The organism is Weizmannia sp. FSL K6-0777 (assembly GCF_038593185.1).
Classification (GTDB): domain Bacteria; phylum Bacillota; class Bacilli; order Bacillales; family Bacillaceae_C; genus Weizmannia; species Weizmannia faecalis.
This window is the reverse complement of sequence record NZ_CP151971.1, coordinates 1934343-1952184: the sequence shown is the minus strand read 5'-3', so window position 1 is coordinate 1952184 and position 17842 is coordinate 1934343. Positions and strand designations below refer to the sequence as shown.

The 17842-nt window shown below is 49.3% G+C and carries 17 protein-coding genes and 1 riboswitch; of the genes, 16 read left to right on the top strand and 1 reads right to left on the bottom strand.

Annotated features, from left to right (window positions below; all coding sequences use genetic code 11):
* Positions 1 to 198: 198 nt before the first annotated feature.
* A riboswitch (glycine riboswitch) is annotated at positions 199 to 289 on the top strand.
* A gap of 171 nt (positions 290 to 460) precedes the next feature.
* Genes gcvT through gcvPB form a run of 3 tightly spaced genes read left to right on the top strand, consistent with a single transcriptional unit; the run spans position 461 to position 4381 of the window.
* Positions 461 to 1582 (top strand): glycine cleavage system aminomethyltransferase GcvT, encoded by a 1122-nt coding sequence (gcvT, locus tag NST70_RS09240; protein WP_342474882.1) that lies wholly within the window; start codon positions 461 to 463, stop codon positions 1580 to 1582.
* Positions 1579 to 2931 (top strand): aminomethyl-transferring glycine dehydrogenase subunit GcvPA, encoded by a 1353-nt coding sequence (gcvPA, locus tag NST70_RS09235; RefSeq protein WP_029141284.1) that lies wholly within the window; start codon positions 1579 to 1581, stop codon positions 2929 to 2931. The genes gcvT and gcvPA overlap by 4 nt, the downstream gene beginning before the upstream one ends.
* Positions 2921 to 4381 carry an aminomethyl-transferring glycine dehydrogenase subunit GcvPB gene (gene gcvPB / locus NST70_RS09230; RefSeq protein WP_035187958.1) on the top strand — a complete coding sequence of 487 codons (1461 nt, stop codon included), beginning with the start codon at positions 2921 to 2923 and terminating at the stop codon, positions 4379 to 4381. The genes gcvPA and gcvPB overlap by 11 nt, the downstream gene beginning before the upstream one ends.
* Before the next feature lie 35 nt (positions 4382 to 4416).
* Here the strand turns inward: gcvPB and NST70_RS09225 are convergent, their stop codons facing one another.
* Positions 4417 to 4803 (bottom strand): rhodanese-like domain-containing protein, encoded by a 387-nt coding sequence (locus tag NST70_RS09225; protein ID WP_019720600.1) that lies wholly within the window; start codon positions 4801 to 4803, stop codon positions 4417 to 4419.
* A gap of 246 nt (positions 4804 to 5049) precedes the next feature.
* On the opposite strand from NST70_RS09225, the gene NST70_RS09220 reads away from it, so the two are divergent.
* The 13 genes from NST70_RS09220 to NST70_RS09160 all read left to right on the top strand — a co-directional run bounded on the left by NST70_RS09220 (position 5050) and on the right by NST70_RS09160 (position 17728).
* Complete coding sequence (locus tag NST70_RS09220) at positions 5050 to 5886, top strand: biotin/lipoate A/B protein ligase family protein (protein WP_017553551.1); 837 nt, start codon at positions 5050 to 5052, stop codon at positions 5884 to 5886.
* Positions 5887 to 6231: 345 nt separating this feature from the next.
* Positions 6232 to 8790 (top strand): vitamin B12-dependent ribonucleotide reductase, encoded by a 2559-nt coding sequence (locus tag NST70_RS09215; protein ID WP_035187960.1) that lies wholly within the window; start codon positions 6232 to 6234, stop codon positions 8788 to 8790.
* 216 nt (positions 8791 to 9006) lie between these two features.
* Entirely contained in the window at positions 9007 to 10008 is a 1002-nt protein-coding gene (locus NST70_RS09210; RefSeq protein WP_035187963.1) for an NAD(P)/FAD-dependent oxidoreductase, read from the top strand.
* 15 nt (positions 10009 to 10023) lie between these two features.
* Entirely contained in the window at positions 10024 to 10260 is a 237-nt protein-coding gene (locus tag NST70_RS09205) for a 4Fe-4S binding protein (RefSeq protein WP_026683252.1), read from the top strand.
* A 69-nt stretch (positions 10261 to 10329) separates the two neighbouring features.
* Positions 10330 to 11655, top strand: coding sequence for an AMP-binding protein (locus NST70_RS09200; protein ID WP_035187965.1), 1326 nt, complete (start codon positions 10330 to 10332; stop codon positions 11653 to 11655).
* Between the two features lie 80 nt (positions 11656 to 11735).
* Entirely contained in the window at positions 11736 to 12662 is a 927-nt protein-coding gene (paaA, locus tag NST70_RS09195) for a 1,2-phenylacetyl-CoA epoxidase subunit PaaA (protein ID WP_328221013.1), read from the top strand.
* A 29-nt stretch (positions 12663 to 12691) separates the two neighbouring features.
* On the top strand, positions 12692 to 13006 hold the full coding sequence (paaB, locus tag NST70_RS09190; protein WP_026683255.1) for a 1,2-phenylacetyl-CoA epoxidase subunit PaaB: 315 nt from the start codon (positions 12692 to 12694) through the stop codon (positions 13004 to 13006).
* Between the two features lie 10 nt (positions 13007 to 13016).
* The gene (gene paaC, locus NST70_RS09185; protein WP_035187970.1) at positions 13017 to 13808 is read left to right on the top strand and encodes a 1,2-phenylacetyl-CoA epoxidase subunit PaaC; all 792 of its coding nucleotides are present in this window, start codon (positions 13017 to 13019) and stop codon (positions 13806 to 13808) included.
* Positions 13809 to 13839: 31 nt separating this feature from the next.
* Positions 13840 to 14319 (top strand): 1,2-phenylacetyl-CoA epoxidase subunit PaaD, encoded by a 480-nt coding sequence (gene paaD / locus NST70_RS09180; protein WP_035187973.1) that lies wholly within the window; start codon positions 13840 to 13842, stop codon positions 14317 to 14319.
* Positions 14320 to 14334: 15 nt separating this feature from the next.
* Positions 14335 to 14640, top strand: coding sequence for an EthD family reductase (locus NST70_RS09175; RefSeq protein WP_035187976.1), 306 nt, complete (start codon positions 14335 to 14337; stop codon positions 14638 to 14640).
* The gene (locus NST70_RS09170) at positions 14633 to 15409 is read left to right on the top strand and encodes an enoyl-CoA hydratase-related protein (RefSeq protein WP_035187979.1); all 777 of its coding nucleotides are present in this window, start codon (positions 14633 to 14635) and stop codon (positions 15407 to 15409) included. The genes NST70_RS09175 and NST70_RS09170 overlap by 8 nt, the downstream gene beginning before the upstream one ends.
* A gap of 11 nt (positions 15410 to 15420) precedes the next feature.
* Positions 15421 to 16191 (top strand): enoyl-CoA hydratase-related protein, encoded by a 771-nt coding sequence (locus NST70_RS09165; protein WP_104851446.1) that lies wholly within the window; start codon positions 15421 to 15423, stop codon positions 16189 to 16191.
* A 19-nt stretch (positions 16192 to 16210) separates the two neighbouring features.
* Positions 16211 to 17728, top strand: a complete 1518-nt coding sequence (locus NST70_RS09160; RefSeq protein ID WP_035184602.1) for an aldehyde dehydrogenase family protein — start codon at positions 16211 to 16213, stop codon at positions 17726 to 17728.
* Positions 17729 to 17842: the final 114 nt, after the last annotated feature.

Below are 17842 nucleotides of genomic sequence, written 5' to 3'. Positions count from 1 at the left end.
AATCGTCCCCGATCATCGTTTTCGATTTCTTACAGCCGCTTTTTATTTTAAAAAATTCAATTGATTTTCAGAATGGTGTCATGATACGATGAAACTGATCAAGAGTTTTTACAGGTTATACAGGGAAAAATCGTATCGAACAGCCTGCATCAGGCATTTTAACTTTAGTATGCCCGATTTTGAACTGAATATTGGCGGATGAGAATAAGAGGAGAGACTGCATTTTTTGCAGCGCCGACGGAGCAAGCGGAAACGTGAATCTCTCAGGCAAAAAGACTCTTAATTTGACGCATCTCTGGAGAGCGCTTCTTTTTTTCGGGAAGCCACCAAAGGGGAAAACCGTTTTTCGGTAAACTTTCAGGTGCAAGGACAGGGAATATTTCGTGAAGCAGGCGGAATATTCCCTGTTTTTTTGCTCCCGGATCCACATCCGGATAAAAAACAGAATGGAGGGGTACTAATGCCGGAATTAAAACGGACGCCATTATATGATGTATACCGGAAATACGGCGCAAAAACGACCGGTTTCGGCGGTTGGGAACTGCCGGTGCAATTTTCGGGCATTAAAGCCGAACACGAAGCCGTCCGCACACGGGCTGGCCTGTTTGATGTTTCGCATATGGGCGAAATCCTGGTGGAGGGGCCTCAAAGCCTTGGCTTCCTTCAAAAAATGATGACGAACGATGTGTCCAAATTGAAGCCGGGTGCTGCCCAATATACCGCCATGTGCAATGAAGCCGGCGGCACAGTCGATGATTTGCTGGTTTACCAATTGGGCGAAAACCGGTATTGGCTCGTGGTGAATGCCGCCAATACGGAAAAAGATTACAAATGGCTTGTTTCACACCGGACGGAGGATGTTTCTATAACGGACATCAGCGTAAACGTTGCCCAGCTCGCGCTCCAGGGGCCGCTTGCTGCGGAAGTAATGCAAAAACTTGCGCCAGAAGCGGATGTTTTTACCATTCCATCGTTTTCATTTATTGAAAACGCAAATGTTGCCGGTTGTAAAGTGCTGCTTTCGAGAACCGGTTACACGGGCGAAGACGGCTTTGAAATTTACTGCCGCAGTGAAGATGCGCCAAAGCTGTGGGACGAAATATTGGCGAAGGGCCGGGAAAAAGGCGTTTTGCCGTGCGGGCTCGGGTCGAGGGATACGCTCCGCTTTGAAGCCGGGCTCTGCCTTTACGGCCAGGAATTGGCAGAAGACATTTCCCCGCTTGAAGCCGGCATCGGGTTTGCTGTAAAGCTTAAGAAAGAAGCGGATTTTATCGGGAAACAGGCGCTCCTTGCACAGAAAGCAGAAGGCCTGAAACGGCGCCTTGCCGGCATCGAGATGACCGGCCGCGGCATTCCGCGCCACGGATACAGCGTTTATGCAGGGGATGAACGGATTGGCATGGTGACAACCGGGACACAGTCGCCGACTTTAAAGAAAAATATCGGCCTTGCCCTTTTGCGTGTACCGTGGGACGCGCCCGGCACCGAAGTAGAAGTGGATGTTCGTTCCAAAAAGATCAAAGCCGTCGTTGTCCAAACACCGTTCTATAAAAAGCAAAAAAACGGGGAGGGGGAAAAGTGATGCACCGTTACCTGCCGATGACGGAAGAAGATAAACGCGAGATGCTGGATGCGATCGGGGTCCGAAGTGCCGGGGAACTGTTTTCCGACATCCCCGAAAAAGTGCGGTTTAAAGGGGATTACCGGATCAAAAAAGCAAAATCGGAAACGGCGCTGTTAAAAGAACTGTCAGAACTTGCCGGGAAAAATGCCAATTTAAAAGAATATGCCTCTTTTTTGGGGGCGGGGGTTTATGACCACTATATTCCAACGGTCGTGGACCATGTGATCTCAAGATCCGAATTTTATACGGCCTATACCCCTTACCAGCCGGAAATCTCGCAAGGGGAACTGCAGGCCATCTTTGAATTCCAGACGATGATTTGCGGGCTGACCGGCATGGATGTGGCCAATTCCTCGATGTATGACGGCGGCACGTCCATGGCTGAAGCGGCCATGCTTGCGGCCGGGCAGACGAAGAGGAAGAAAATATTGGTTTCAAAAGCTGTCCATCCGGAATACCGGGCCGTTTTACATACGTATGCCAGGGGACAGGGCATCACCGTGGAAGAAATACCGCTCGCAGACGGCTGTACCGACCTGGAAGCGGCCAAAAAACAAATAGACGGCGGGACAGCTGCCGTCATCGTCCAATACCCGAACTTTTTCGGTTCGCTTGAACGGTTAAAAGAAATCGGCGAACTGGCCCATGGCGAAAAAGCTTTGTTTGTTGTATCCGCCAATCTGCTTGCCTTAGGGGTGCTTGCGCCGCCGGGCGATTTCGGCGCCGATATCACAACCGGCGACTGCCAGGTCTTCGGCATTCCGGCTGCATTCGGCGGCCCGCATTGCGGCTACTTTGCGACAACGTCAAAACTGATGCGGAAAATACCGGGCCGGCTTGTTGGCGAAACAGTCGATGAGGACGGGAAAAGGGGGTATGTGCTGACGCTCCAGGCGCGCGAACAGCATATCCGCCGCGACAAAGCAACGTCCAATATTTGCTCAAACCAGGCGCTCAATGCCCTTGCCGCATCGGTGGCCATGAGCGCCCTCGGCAAAAAGGGCGTAAAAGAAATGGCACTGGCCAATATTGCAAAAGCACAGTACGCGAAAAGGAAATTGGCGGAAAAAGGGTTTGAAATCCCGTTTTCGTCTCCTTTTTTCAATGAGTTTCCCGTGAAATTGCCAAAAAGCGTTCAAGAAGTAAATGAACATTTATTACAGAAAAAAATCATCGGCGGCTATGATGCGGGCAAGGATTACCCGGAATTTGCCGGTTGCATGCTTATTGCCGTGACGGAATTGCGGTCAAAAGAAGAGATTGACCAATTGGCTGAAGAAATGGGGGTCGTGTGCTATGGAAAATGAAGAAATGTCGCTGATTTTTGAACGGTCCAAACCAGGCCGGATCGCGTATAGCCTGCCGGAAATGGACGTGCCGGAAGTGGATGCTGCTGGCCTTTTTCCGCCTGAATACATTCGCAAACAGGATGCGGAACTGCCGGAAGTGTCGGAACTGGATTTAATGCGGCACTACACAAAGCTGTCAGAAAACAACCACGGCGTCGATTCCGGTTTTTACCCGCTCGGATCCTGCACGATGAAATACAATCCGAAAATCAATGAAACGGTTGCGCGCTTTCCGGGATTTGCCCATATCCATCCGCTTCAGGATGAAAGCACCGTCCAGGGGGCGCTCGGGCTGATGTATGACCTGCAGGAACATTTAAAAGAGATTACCGGCATGGATGAAGTGACCTTGCAGCCTGCTGCCGGCGCCCACGGGGAATGGACCGGGCTGATGCTGATCCGCGCTTTCCATGAAGCAAACGGGGATACAAAGCGGACAAAAGTGATCATTCCCGACTCCGCCCACGGCACCAACCCGGCTTCCGCGACCGTTGCCGGCTTCGAAACGGTCACTGTGAAGTCGAATGAAGAAGGGCTTGTGGATCTCGACGACTTAAGAAAAATTGCCGGGGAAGATACCGCAGCGCTCATGCTTACCAATCCGAATACGCTCGGGCTGTTTGAAGCGCATATTCTTGAAATTGCAGAAATTATCCATGAGGCGGGCGGCAAACTGTATTATGACGGCGCCAACCTGAATGCCGTGCTTGCGAAGGCGCGCCCGGGCGATATGGGATTCGATGTTGTCCACCTGAATCTTCATAAAACATTTACAGGCCCGCACGGCGGCGGCGGCCCGGGTTCGGGTCCGGTCGGCGTCAAAAAAGAGCTGGTCCCGTTTTTGCCGGTGCCGGTTGTTGCGAAAAAAGGCGGCCGCTATTATCTGGATGAAGACCGGCCGCAATCAATCGGCAGGGTGAAGCCGTTTTACGGCAATTTCGGCATCAATGTCCGGGCCTATACGTATATCCGTTCAATGGGGCCGGACGGCTTGCGGGAAGTGACCGAGAATGCGGTGATCAATGCCAATTATATGATGCGGAAGCTGGCGCCGTACTACGACCTACCATATGACCGCCATTGTAAGCATGAATTTGTGTTAAGCGGCAGGCGCCAGAAAAAACTCGGGGTGCGGACGTTTGATATCGCCAAGCGGCTGCTTGATTTTGGCTTCCATCCGCCAACCGTGTATTTTCCGCTCAACGTGGAAGAGTGCATGATGATTGAGCCGACGGAAACCGAGTCGAAGGAAACGCTGGATGCCTTTATTGATGCGATGATCCAAATCGCAAAAGAAGCGGAGGAAAATCCGGAAATCGTCCAGGAAGCCCCGCATACAACCATTGTCAAACGCCTGGATGAAACGCGGGCGGCGCGAAAACCGGTTTTGCGTTATGTGAAAAAATAAAAGGAAAAATGCCGCGGCAAAGCCGCGGCATTTTTTTATTTCCCTGATTTGATTTTGCCTGTCCAGTTTTTAAAGCCGCCTTTCAACTGGTAAAGGTCGCGGCAGCCGTTTTTATAAAGCATTTCAGCGGCGCGCCCGGTGCGCGTCCCGTTCTGGCAATATAAATAAACCGGTTTATCGGTCCGGATCTCTTTTAATCTCATTTTCAGCTGAGACAGCGGAATATTGCGGGCGCCTAAAATATGTCCGTTTGCAAATTCATTCGGTTCGCGCACATCAATGAGCTGCGCTTTGCGGTAACCCGCCTTGAATTCTTCTTCCGTCAAGCTTTTCAGGATTTTTTTCTGCCGGTAGTATCTGGCGAGTGTATACGCCGCTACCGCAACAATAACAATGATGACTGTGTACCACGATTGTGACATCTGCATGCCCCCTTTCTTACCTGATGCGCTATCTACTATTATATTCGTGTTGCGCTTCTGAATCAAAATCTTTTTTTCAGAAAGCCATGTCACCGCTATTTTTTCAGTTTTTCCGCCTGAAAAGCCTGTAGCCCTTGAGTTTTTAATGTTAGCGGAAAAACCGGCACAAACGTGAGCGGGGCTTTGCCGTTTTTCGTCGTTTTTTGGTAAACTGGTAAAGTGATATTTTTAAGAAGAGGGGTTCATATGGGAAAAGAAACCTGGTTGTTTGTAGATTCAGGCCACTGTCCGCCGTTTTTTAACATGGCGCTGGATGAGGCCCTGCTCGACTGGCACAGCAAAGGGGAGATCCCGCCCGCCATCCGCTTTTACGGCTGGGATCCGGCCACCCTTTCAATCGGGTATTTCCAGCGGGCAAAACAGGAAATCGATCTCGAAGCGGTAAAACGATACGGGCTCGGCTTTGTCCGGCGTCCGACAGGGGGAAGGGCTGTTTTGCACGAGCACGAGCTGACCTACAGCGTGATCGTATCGGAAGCGCATCCGGATATGCCGAAAACGGTCACGGAAGCCTACCGTGTGATTTCGGAAGGGCTTGTCAGGGGATTTCGTGCGCTCGGCCTTGAGGCGTATTTTGCGGTGCCGCGGACGGAAGCAGAACGGGAGGCGCTAAGATCCCCGCATTCTTCGGTTTGTTTTGATACGCCGAGCTGGTACGAACTGGTCGTGGAAGGGAGAAAAGTCGCCGGCAGCGCGCAGACGCGGCAGAAAGGCGTCATTTTGCAGCACGGCTCGATTTTGCTCGATATGGATGAGGAGAAGCTGTTCAGCCTGTTTAAATATCCGAGTGACAGGGTGAGGGAAAGAATGCAGCGGAGTTTTAAGCAGAAGGCGGTTGCAATCAATGAACTACGCACCGTTCCCGTCACATACGGGGAAGCAAAAGAGGCTTTCCATAAGGGGTTTGAAGAAGGGCTCGGCATCCGGCTGGAACCGTACACCTTGACGCCGGCGCAACAGGCGTATGTGGAAGAACTGGCAGACAGGCGGTACAGGTCGGATGAATGGAATTTTAAGAGATAAATGAACATTTGTTTTTTTAGCGGCCAGAGGCATGCTTTTTCGCTATTTCCTTTTGTGCCGCGCTTTTTATGGCTGCTTTTTTGATGCAAGCGGCAAATTTTTTCGTTATGCCCGGATTTGCCTGCTTTTTCGGGGGATTTCTCGCATTTTCAGCATGTCTTATTCTTTTTTTTATTTGACAAAAAGAAAGAGGTTTGACCTAACTACAATATATGGTATATAAAAACAAAATGTCAATACAATATCTAGTGTTTTTGCTTGCGATTTTTGCCTGCGGTGTGCTATTTTAAAGGAGGCAGAACCACCAGAGAATTTGCATGGAGAAATAGAGAAGGAGTTGTCGTTATGTCTGTTGCTTCGACAGAAAAATTATGGGATGTGGAGAAGCTGAACGAAGATATCCGCTTATTTCCGCAGGTCCATCCGATTACACCGGATATGAACATCACGTACAAAGGCGTTTCAAGGCTTGTCATGATTGACAGATACGCGTTTAAAGACACGGAAAAAGTCACATTGGGCAAGGGCGATTTTGTTGTCCTCACGATTAAAGAAGACCCGAAATTTCCGGCCAGGGGGCTCGGCGTCATCAAAGAAATCGACTGGGAAAAAAATGAAGCGGAAGTCTTAATTGAAGAAGATTACCGCCAGGCCCTGGAACACCCGGATGAAAGAGAAACAGGGGTCATCAAAAGGCCGCTTGATATCATTGAGAAGCCGCTTGAAGTCTACTACGAACAAATCGCAAAACGGAATGCAACCGGCTTAGCGGCAGTGGAAAAAACAGAAGAGAAACGGAAAGAATGGTTTGGGAAGTTTTACAATGAACTGAAAAACTTAAACTTCATCCCGGCAGGCCGCGTCCTCTACGGCGCAGGGTCGGAAACGGAAGTTACTTATTTTAATTGTTATGTGATGCCGTTTGTACCGGATTCGCGGGAAGGCATTTCCGAACACCGCAAACAAGTGATGGAAATTATGAGCCGCGGCGGCGGGGTTGGGACAAACGGTTCGACGCTGCGCCCGCGCAATACGCTGGCAAGGGGCGTCAACGGCAAATCAAGCGGCTCTGTCTCATGGCTCGATGACATCGCCAAACTCACGCACCTGGTCGAACAGGGCGGCAGTCGCAGGGGAGCGCAAATGATCATGCTGGCTGTCTGGCATCCGGACATTGTCGAATTTATCATTTCGAAAATGCAGAATCCGCGGATTTTGCGTTTCCTGATCGAAAATACGAACGATGAGTGGATCCGCAAGCTAGCCCACGACAAATTGAAATTCACGCCGCTTTCCGAAATGGAAAGGCAAATGTACCATGGGATTGTGAACTACAAACATATTCCGGGACAGGGCGGCTTTACGGACGAAGTCATGAAAGAGGCGGAAGAAAAACTGGCAACAGGCGGGCATTACACCGTCCATAATCCGGAATTTTTAACCGGCGCCAATATTTCCGTCTGCCTCACAAAAGAATTTATGGAAGCAGTTGAACAAGACGCGGAATTCGAACTGAAATTTCCGGATGTGGAAAATTACAGCGAAGAAGAAATGCGCATATATAATGAAGAATGGCATAAAATCGGCGATGTGCGCGAATGGGAAAAACTCGGCCGCAAAGTGCGCGTCTACCGCAAAATCAAAGCAAAAGAACTTTGGAATTTGATTAACATCTGCGCGACTTACTCGGCGGAACCGGGCGTCTTCTTTATCGACAACGCCAACGACATGACAAACGCAAAAGCATACGGCCAGAAAGTCGTCGCAACGAATCCTTGCGGAGAGCAACCGCTCGCGCCCTATTCCGTCTGCAACCTCGCAGCGGTCAATCTTGCAAAAATGGTCGACAAAGAAACGAAAGAAGTGCGCTGGGACCAATTGAAACAAACCGTCCATACCGGCGTCCGCATGCAGGACAATGTCATTGACGCGACCCCGTACTTCCTGAAAGAAAACAAAAAACAGGCGCTCGGGGAACGGCGTGTCGGCCTTGGCGTTATGGGCTTAGCCGACCTTCTCATTTATATGGAAAAAGAATACGGATCCGAAGAAGGCAATAAACTTGTCGACAAAGTGTTTGAAACGATCGCGACCGAAGCATACCGCGCATCCATTGAGATCGCAAAAGAAAAGGGGAGTTTCCCGTTTTTAACGGGTGAAAGCGAAGAAGAGACAAACCGCCTGCGCCATGCATTCACGGAAACCGGCTATATGAAAAACATGCCGGAAGACATCCGCAAGGCGATTTTAAAACACGGCATCCGGAACTCCCATCTGCTAACCGTTGCACCAACCGGATCGACCGGCACCATGGTTGGCGTTTCCACTGGGCTGGAACCGTATTTTTCCTTTTCCTATTTCCGCAGCGGGCGCCTCGGCAAATTTATCGAGGTCAATGCGGATATCGTCCAGGAGTATCTGGATAAGCACCCGGAAACGGACAAAGACCATCTGCCAAACTGGTTTGTAACCGCGATGGATCTTGCACCGGAAGCCCATGCCGATGTCCAATGCGTTATCCAGCGCTGGGTGGACAGCTCGATTTCGAAAACGGTCAACGCCCCGCGCGGCTACACGGTTGAACAGGTGGAAAAAGTGTACGAACGCCTGTATAAGGGCGGCGCGAAAGGCGGAACCGTTTATGTGGACGGGAGCCGGGATTCGCAAGTCCTGACATTGAAAGCAGAAGAACCACAGGAAGAAAAACAGGAAAAAGCGGAAGTGAAACACGCGAAACAGCATGTCGTCCTGGTTGATACCATCCCGGATATCCGGTCAACAAACGTCACATACGGCAACGAAATCGGCGATACCTGCCCGATCTGTCGGAAAGGGAAAGTTAAAGAGATCGGCGGCTGCAATACATGCGATAACTGCGGCGCACAATTAAAATGCGGCTTGTAAACGGAATAATGGAGAAAAAAACGGAGCAAAGTGATGCTCCGTTTTTTTTTTCGCTTATAAAACACCGGTTAAAAGAATCATCAGAAAAATGGTTAAAAAATTTTAATTCGAATATTGACAGCAAAAATGTCCGATGCTACTATTTATATATCAAAAACAATATATAACGTGTTAAAAACGTTATATAAATTAAAATGATAAAAAGGAGGGCGGTTGATGGACGAAACCGTTTATGATGTGACAATTATCGGCGGCGGGCCTGTTGGTTTATTTGCGGCTTTTTACGGCGGCTTGCGGCAAATGAGAGTTAAAATCATTGAAAGCATGCCGCAACTTGGCGGGCAGCTTGCCGCGCTTTACCCCGAAAAATACATTTATGATGTAGCCGGCATGCCAAAAGTGAAAGCGCAATCATTGGCCGACCGGTTAATCGAACAAGCCATGCAATTTCATCCAACGATTGTGCTGAACGAAACGGTGCAGGATGTGAAGAAAACCGGCCGCGGCACCTTTCGCATCGAAACAGGATCAGGCCTCCATTTTTCAAAAACGGTCTTGATCACAGCCGGTATCGGGGCATGCCAGCCGCGCCGGATTGAACACGAACAGGCATTGCAATACGAAAACAAAAACCTCCATTATTTTGTGAATGATATGCGCAAATTCAAAGGGAAAGAGGTTTGCATTCTTGGAGGGGGAGACTCGGCTGTAGACTGGGCGCTGATGCTGGAGCCGGTCGCAAAAAGCGTTAAAATTGTGCACCGCCGCGATCATTTCCGTGCGCATGAACAAAGCGTGGAAACCATGAAACGTTCAAGCGTGGAAATTTTTACGCCATACCTGTTGAAAGATTTGGACGGGGACGGATTGAAAATCAAAACTGTCACCATTGAAAAGGTGAACAGCGGAGATCAGCTGACGTTTCAAATTGATGAATTGCTTGTCCATTACGGTTTTATCTCAAACCTCGCGGCGATTAAAAAGATCGGCTTGCATTTTGATAAGAATGCGATTGTCGTAGATTCGGCGATGCGGACAAACATCGAAGGCATATTTGCGGCGGGTGATGTGACAACGTTTGACGGCAAGGTAAAGCTGATCGCCCAGGGATTTGGAGAAGCAGCGACAGCCATCGCAAGCGCAAAAGTTTATCTCGATCCGGCCGCCCGCAAGCAGCCGCAGCATAGCACCAGCCTGTTTGAAAAGGTGAAGGTTTAACAAGGGGGTGAAAAAATGGCGTTTGTGATCACATCACCTTGCAGACATGAAAAATCTGCAGAATGCGTGGAAGTCTGCCCTGTAGATGCCATCCATGAAGGAACGAATATGTATTATATCGATCCGGATATTTGCATTGACTGTGCCGCATGTGCCGCCGTCTGCCCGGTGGGAGCCATTTTTGCCGAAGAAGATGTCCCAGAATCCGAACAACAGTATATCGCTGCCAATGCCCAATTTTATGCATCATAAGTGATCAGCCCACAAGTGAATCGAAAGGAAACCGGTTTTGGTTTTGAACGAACAAAGGGGTGGGAAATCATGATTTTTAATGAACAAATGGAAACGCTCAACAGAGAGGAACTGGAATGGCTGCAATTGGAGAGATTAAAGCAAACGGTGAATGCAGTATATGAAAAGGTTCCCTTTTACCGCGCTAAATTAAAGGAGCGCCGTCTTGCACCGGATGATATCCATACGCTTAGCGATATCCGCAAATTGCCGTTTACCGTAAAAAAAGATTTGCGTGACCATTATCCGTACGGCCTTTTTGCAGCGTCGATGGATCGGATTGTTCGTCTCCATGCTTCGAGCGGCACAAGCGGAAAACCGACAGTCGTTGCCTACACAAAAAAGGATATCGACAACTGGGCTGACATTGTCGCACGGGCCATTGCTGCCTGTGGCGGAAAACCGGGCGGCGTTTTGCATAATGCCTATGGTTACGGCCTGTTTACCGGAGGGCTGGGCCTGCACGGGGGATCGGAAAAATTAGGAATGGCGACTGTGCCGGTTTCCGGTGGGAATACAGAAAGGCAGATTACATTGATTGAAGATTTAAAACCAACCGTCATTTGCGGCACCCCGTCTTATGTTTTAAATATTGCGGACAAAATGGAAAAAATGGGGCTGGATCCGCGAAAAACAAGCCTGAAATACGGGATTTTCGGCGCTGAGCCATGGTCAAATGAATTGCGGAAGACACTTGAAGAAAGATTGGATATCAAAGCAATGGATATATACGGCTTGAGCGAAGTGATGGGGCCGGGTGTCGCCGTGGAGTGCAAGGAAGCGCAGGACGGCCTGCATGTGCCGGAAGATCATTTTTACGTGGAAGTAATTGATCCTGAAACGTTGGAGCCTGTGCCGGATGGCCGGGATGGGGAATTGGTGTTTACGAGCCTGACCAAAGAAGCTTTGCCGGTTATCCGTTACCGCACCGGCGACATCGCGTCCATCAACCGGGAAAAATGCCGCTGCGGCAGAACAACGCTCAGAATCTCAAGAATAAAAGGGCGGATTGATGACATGCTCATCATCCGGGGCGTGAATGTTTTCCCGTCGGAAATTGAAAGCGCCCTTCTGGACATAAAGGAACTTGTACCGCACTATCAGCTTGAAATCGCAAATGATGGTGCGCTGGATAAAGTTTTGCTCCATGTTGAAATCCGGGAGCCCGTTTTCAGGTCAATCGGCGAAGATTTGCAACATGAGTATGCACGGCAACTCAAGAACGAGATTTCCCGCCAGATCAAAAGCAAATGTTTCGTGCATATGGATGTCAACCTCGTACCGCCGATGGCCATTCCGCGTTCCGAGGGCAAAGCCATCCGGATTATAAGGAAATCTGCTTCTATGCCCATTTAACAGGGAAAAGGGGTGCTTTAAGATTGTTTAGGGAGAAAGCGTTTTCAAAATTAAGTGAAGAAGAAAAATACGAGCATTTTATGCATCGGATCGAAAACGATGAAAAAATTGAGGCCGATGATTGGATGCCGGATGAATACCGACACCAGCTGATCCGGCTGATTTCGATGCACGGGATCAGCGAAATAATGGGAGCTTTTCCTGAAAAAGAGTGGGTGCCAAAAGCGCCGACGCTGCACAGAAAACTGGCCATCATGGCGAAAGTCCAGGATGAAATGGGTCACGGACAGCTGTTATTGCGCGTAGTCGAAGATTTAATCAAACCGCTCGGAAAAACGCGCGATGACCTGTTCAACGACCTTTTTGCCAAACGGTTGAAATTCCATAATGTGTTCCATATGCCGTCCCCGACATGGGCAGATGCAGCGATTATCGCGTGGCTTGTGGACGGGGCGGCGATTTTAACCCAGACGATGATGTTAAAAACGTCTTACGGCCCGTATGGAAGAGCGCTTAAAAGAATATGCCAGGAAGAGTCGTTCCATGCAAAACACGGGGAAAGCCTTTGCCTTGCACTGGCCACGGGCACAAAAGCACAAAAGCAAATGCTGCAAGAGGCTTTAACGCGCTGGTGGGAACCGCTCCTCGCTTTTTTCGGGCCGAAATCGGCAAAAGAAACAGGGAGGTCAAGTGTGGATATCAATATCAAATATAAACTCCGGACAAAAACAAATGAAGAACTACGCCAGGAATTTTTAACGAAATACGTGCCGAAAATCAAAAAAATGGGGCTCACCATCCCGGATGACACCCTGCATTTCGAAGAGGATACACAGCAATGGGCCTACAAAGAACCGGATTGGGAAGCGTTTAAACAGATTATAAAAGGGAATGGGCCGAAAACAGATGAACGGCTTTCCCTCAGAAGAGAATCGTACATGGACAGCCAATGGGTAAGGGACGCACTCAGCGCTTATACAGCATCTCCCGCTTTGCTGCCGGGATAAAATCGATTTTTATTCAGGAGAGGGTTCATATGCCGAATCATACGTTTTACGAAGAATACGAGGTATTCAGCAGAAAGAAGGATGGACTGCCGCTTGAACACCGCTTCAGTTTGCTTGCGCCAAACCGGGAAATGGCCTTTATTCTGGCAAAAGAAAACTTTTTCAGAAGAGAACCTGTCGAACAATTATGGGTCGTGAAGCGTTCCGACATCCGCATGATGCGGCAGGAAGAAAGGGAAGCTTTCCGCCCGCTTGACAAAGCCTACAGGGAAACAAAAGGCTATGCCGATTTGCCTTCCAAATGGAGAAAGCTCGATGAGGGGATCAAGACAGAGCAGATATGAGGTGACGGGAATGGAGTTAGAGCAGAAAGCCTTAAAGGAACTTTTGTATTTGCTGGCCGATGACAACCTGATTCATGCATACAGGGGATCAGAATGGCTCGGTCTGGCACCCCATATTGAAGAGGATGTCGCATTTTCTTCCATTAACCAGGATACGATGGGCCATGCAAAAATGTACTACCAGTTGCTGGAAGAATTAGGGGAAGGAAAAATGGATGATCTTTCCCATTTGCGAAAACCCGGGGAATTTAGGAATGCCGTTCTTTTGGAAATGGCAAACGGGACAGGGACTTATTTGCACAAGCCAAACTATGACTGGGCGTTTACGGTCGTTCGCCATTTGTTTTATGCCGTCTTCAACCAAATCCGTCTTGAGTCACTCAGCCGGTCCAGCTACGAACCGCTTGCGCAAACAGCCGGAAAAATACTGACGGAGCAATATTACCATCTTCTCCATTGGAAAACATGGTTCAACCAATTAATGTCGAGCACGAAAGAAGCAAGAATGAGGATGGAAAACGCCATCCGCCGGGTATGGAATGAGTTTTTCGGCGTCATTACTTTGGGACCGTTCGGAAATGACATGGCGGGTTGCGGACTTATTGATTCCGAAGCAAAACTGGAAGCGTCCTGGCTAGATGAGGTGACAGCCATTTTCCGTCAGGTCGGATTCCAGCAAGCAGGAAAGCCGCAAATGTTGCACGGGGACGGCAGGAGTGGCGAACATACGGAAGACCTGAAAGAAGCGTTGTCGATCTTGCAGGAAGTATATATATCTGACCAACAAGCGGCCTATTGGTAAGCATCCTTGCCGGAAAAAGGAGGCATGAGCGATGTGGAAAGAAAAAATACGGCAGGCGCTCGAACAAGTAAAAGACCCGGAAATGCCGGCTATCAATATTGTCGAGCTCGGCATGTTTGAAGATGCCGGGATAAACGGCAACACCATTGTTGTCAAGCTGCTTCCAACATTCAGCGGATGCCCGGCGCTTCCTCTCATTGAAAAAGAAGTGAAAAACGCTGTAAGAAAGCTCAATCCTGAGTTTCTTGTCCAAGTTGTTTTTTTGAAAACGCCTCCGTGGACGACAGAAAGAATAGCCCCACAAACGCGGGAAAAGTTAAAACAATTTGGGATTGCACCGCCGCCTGCCCACCATAAACGGGGAGATCCGTGGGAAATCGACTGCCCCTACTGCGGGTCAACCTATGTCACGATGGAAAATATATTCGGCCCGTCCGCATGCAGGAGCATTCTATACTGCAAAAATTGCAAAAATCCATTTGAAGCGATGAAACCGGTCGCGACTTTATAAAGGAGTGGGGAATGCATGGTAAAATTAATCGCTTTATATAATCAGCCAGAAAACAAGGAAGCTTTCGATGACCATTATCAAAATGTGCATACGCCGGTAACCAAAAAAATCCCGGGCCTGCGCAAAATGGAAGTGACAAAAATCGTGGGCGCACCAACGGGGGAAAGCCCGTATTATTTGTTATGCGAAATGTACTACGACGACATGGACGCATTAAAAAAAGCAATGAAAACAGAAGAGTCGAAAGCCTCTGCCAGAGATTTGATGTCCTTTGCCGGTGATCTTGTGACGATGATGATTGGTGAGGAAGTCAATGGCTGAGCATGCGTATATTGAACAATGGATAGAAGACGGTGTTGGAAGGATCGCACTCAATCGCCCGGATGTTTTAAACGCCCTTTCCCGCCCGATGGTTAGCGAAATAGTGCATGCCCTTGCTGAACTGGATCACAAGCCGGAAGTGAAGGCCATTTTGATAACAGGAAACGGGCCATCTTTTGCTGCGGGGGCAGATATAGAAGAAATGAAGGAAGACAACCCGGTTTCATTGGAACTGTATAACCAGTTTGCGGTCTGGGACCAAATTGCCTTGATCAAAAAGCCCATTATTTCGGCTGTTCAGGGATATGCGCTTGGCGGCGGCTTTGAACTCGTATTGAGTACGGATATCGTATTTGTTGCTGAAAATGCAACATTCGGTTTTCCGGAAGTCAAAATCGGAGTGATGCCCGGCGCAGGGGGCACGGTCAAACTCGCAAAACAATTGGGCAAATGGCAGTCGTTGGAATGGCTTTGGACAGGGAAGCACATGAGCGCGAGGCAGGCCTGTGCATACGGCCTGGTTACACGGGTTGTTCCTGTTGAAGCTCTGTATGAAGAAGCGCTCTCGTTCGCGAAAAGAATAGCGAACATGCCGGCCCTTTCCATCCGGCTCATCAAAGATACCGTCATCAGAGCGCAGGATTTGTCCGTCTATGACGCCATGCAATATGAAAGAAAGAATTTTTATCTTCTTTTTGCATCCGATGACCAAAAAGAAGGCATGCAGGCATTCGCCGAGAAGCGGCCTGCCAATTTCCGGGGCAGATAAGGAGGGGGGACATGCAAACCGTTGATTTTACAGTAAAAAACCATGTCGGCTGGCTGACGTTGAACCGTCCTGACAAACTCAATGCTTTTAATGAAACGATGAACCGGGAAATCATAGACGTTTTAACATCAGCTGAACAAGATCCGCACATACGCGCACTGGTCCTTACCGGTGCAGGCCGGGCCTTCTGTTCCGGGGAGGATTTGGGCAGTTTAAACGAACAGGCCGATCACGGTGAAATCATCCGGAAACGTTACATCCCGATGGTGAAGAAAATCGCGGCTTTTGAAAAACCGCTCATTGCTGCCGTGAATGGGCCGGCTGCGGGTGCAGGCTTCAGCCTCTGCCTGGCGTGTGATTTCCGGATCGCATCCGAACAGGCCACTTTTGTTAACGCGTTTATTCATATTGGGCTTGTGCCGGATTCCGGGAATCTCTATTTCCTGCCGAGGATTGCAGGCTATGCCAAGGCGTTGGAGCTTTCTTGCTTAGGGGAGAAAATCAGTGCACCAGAAGCGATGGAATACGGACTTTTAACGAAAGTGGTTCCAGCCTGCCACCTGGAACAGGAAACGCAGCATTTTGCTGAAAGGCTTGCTGCGATGCCGACAAAAGCAATCGGCCTCGTGAAGCGGTATATGCAAAAAAGCTTTGAAAGCACATTGGATGAAATGCTCGAAAATGAAGCATACGCCCAGCGGATTGCAGGGCAAACAGCCGACCACAAGGAAGGGGTCCGGGCATTTTTTGAAAAAAGAAAACCGGAATACAAAGGCAATTAAACAGAAAGGATGAACATGCATGCCGATAACAAAAGAAGTAGCAGTATTTCCTGCTGAAATGAAACGGAGCGCGTATAAAATGGTCATCAACGGAGAACCGGTGGATGCTGCCGGCGGCGAAACGTTTCACGTCTATAATCCTGCAACCGGCGAAGCAATCGCCACGGTGCCGAAAGCGGATTACGCGGATGTCGACCGGGCCGTTGAGGCGGCGCGCCATGCTTTTGAACACGGAAAATGGAGGCGCTATCCGGTTGGAAAACGGGCGCGCGTCCTGAACAAAATTGCCTCCATTATGCGCAGCCGTTTTGATGCGCTTGTTGAAATGGAAATATTAAATACCGGAAAGACGATTGAAACGGCTAAGGGGCAAGTGATGCAGGCCATTGAAGATTTCGAGTTTTTCGCGGGGGCAATTGTCGGGCATCGCGGCGCTGTGAACCATGTTCCCGGCCAGTTCTTTAACTATACCCAAAAAGAACCGGTTGGGGTCGCTGCCCAGATCATTCCATGGAATTACCCGCTCATGATGGCTGCATGGAAAATTGCCCCGGCGATCGCAGCAGGATGTTCTGTTGTGGTAAAGCCGGCAAGCCTTACGCCGATTACAGCCATTTTACTAGCTGAAATCTGCCATGAGGCCGGTGTTCCGGCAGGCGTTGTGAACGTGATTACCGGGCCGGGGGCGAAAATCGGGTCTTATTTGGCGAAGCATGAAGGGGTCGATAAAATCGCCTTTACCGGAGAAACTTCCACCGGAAAAGAGATCATGGCAAACGCCTCGGAAACATTGAAAAGAGTCACGCTGGAACTTGGCGGAAAATCTCCGAATCTCGTATTTCAGGATGCGGATCTCGATGCCGCCGTCAATGGTGCCCTGTACGGCATCTTCTATAATACCGGGCAATCGTGCGAAGCGAGATCCCGTATTTTCCTGCAGGAAGACATTTACGATGCGTTTATGGAAAAATTTGTGGCCAAAACGAAAAAACTGGTGCTCGGTGATCCGTTTTCACCTGCCTCGCATATCGGGGCGATCATCAGCAAAGAGCAGCTGGAAACCATCCACCGCTATGTCGAAGAAGCAAAGCAGGCCGGCGCAACCATCGTGACAGGCGGAAAACCGGCTAAAGTGGAAGGGTTTGAAAATGGTTACTGGTATGAACCGACCATTATCACAAACGTCACCAATGACAGCAAAATTGCACAGGAAGAAATTTTTGGGCCGGTCGTGGTGGTGATGCCTTTTAAAGAGGAGAAGGAAGCCGTAAAACTTGCAAATGCGACGAAGTACGGCCTGGCTTCAAGCATTTGGGCAAAGGACCAGGGCCTAATTAAGCGGGTCACAGACGGCATCCAGGCAGGCATTGTCATGGTCAACAGCCCGTTCTCCGCATTCCCGGGGACACCGTTCGGCGGATATAAACAATCCGGCTTCGGGCGCGAATTAAGCTTCGAATGCCTCGATTTATACAGTGAAACCAAGAGTGTACTCACTTATGCAGGGGCAAAACCTTTAAACCCGTTTCAGTTATAAGCTTCCGGTCGAATAAAGGCACTCATTGCTGCACTGGCAGTGAAACGGGTATCCGGCAGGGCAAGATGGACAAATAAGAAGCGAACGCATTCTTTCGGGATGGGTTCGCTTCTT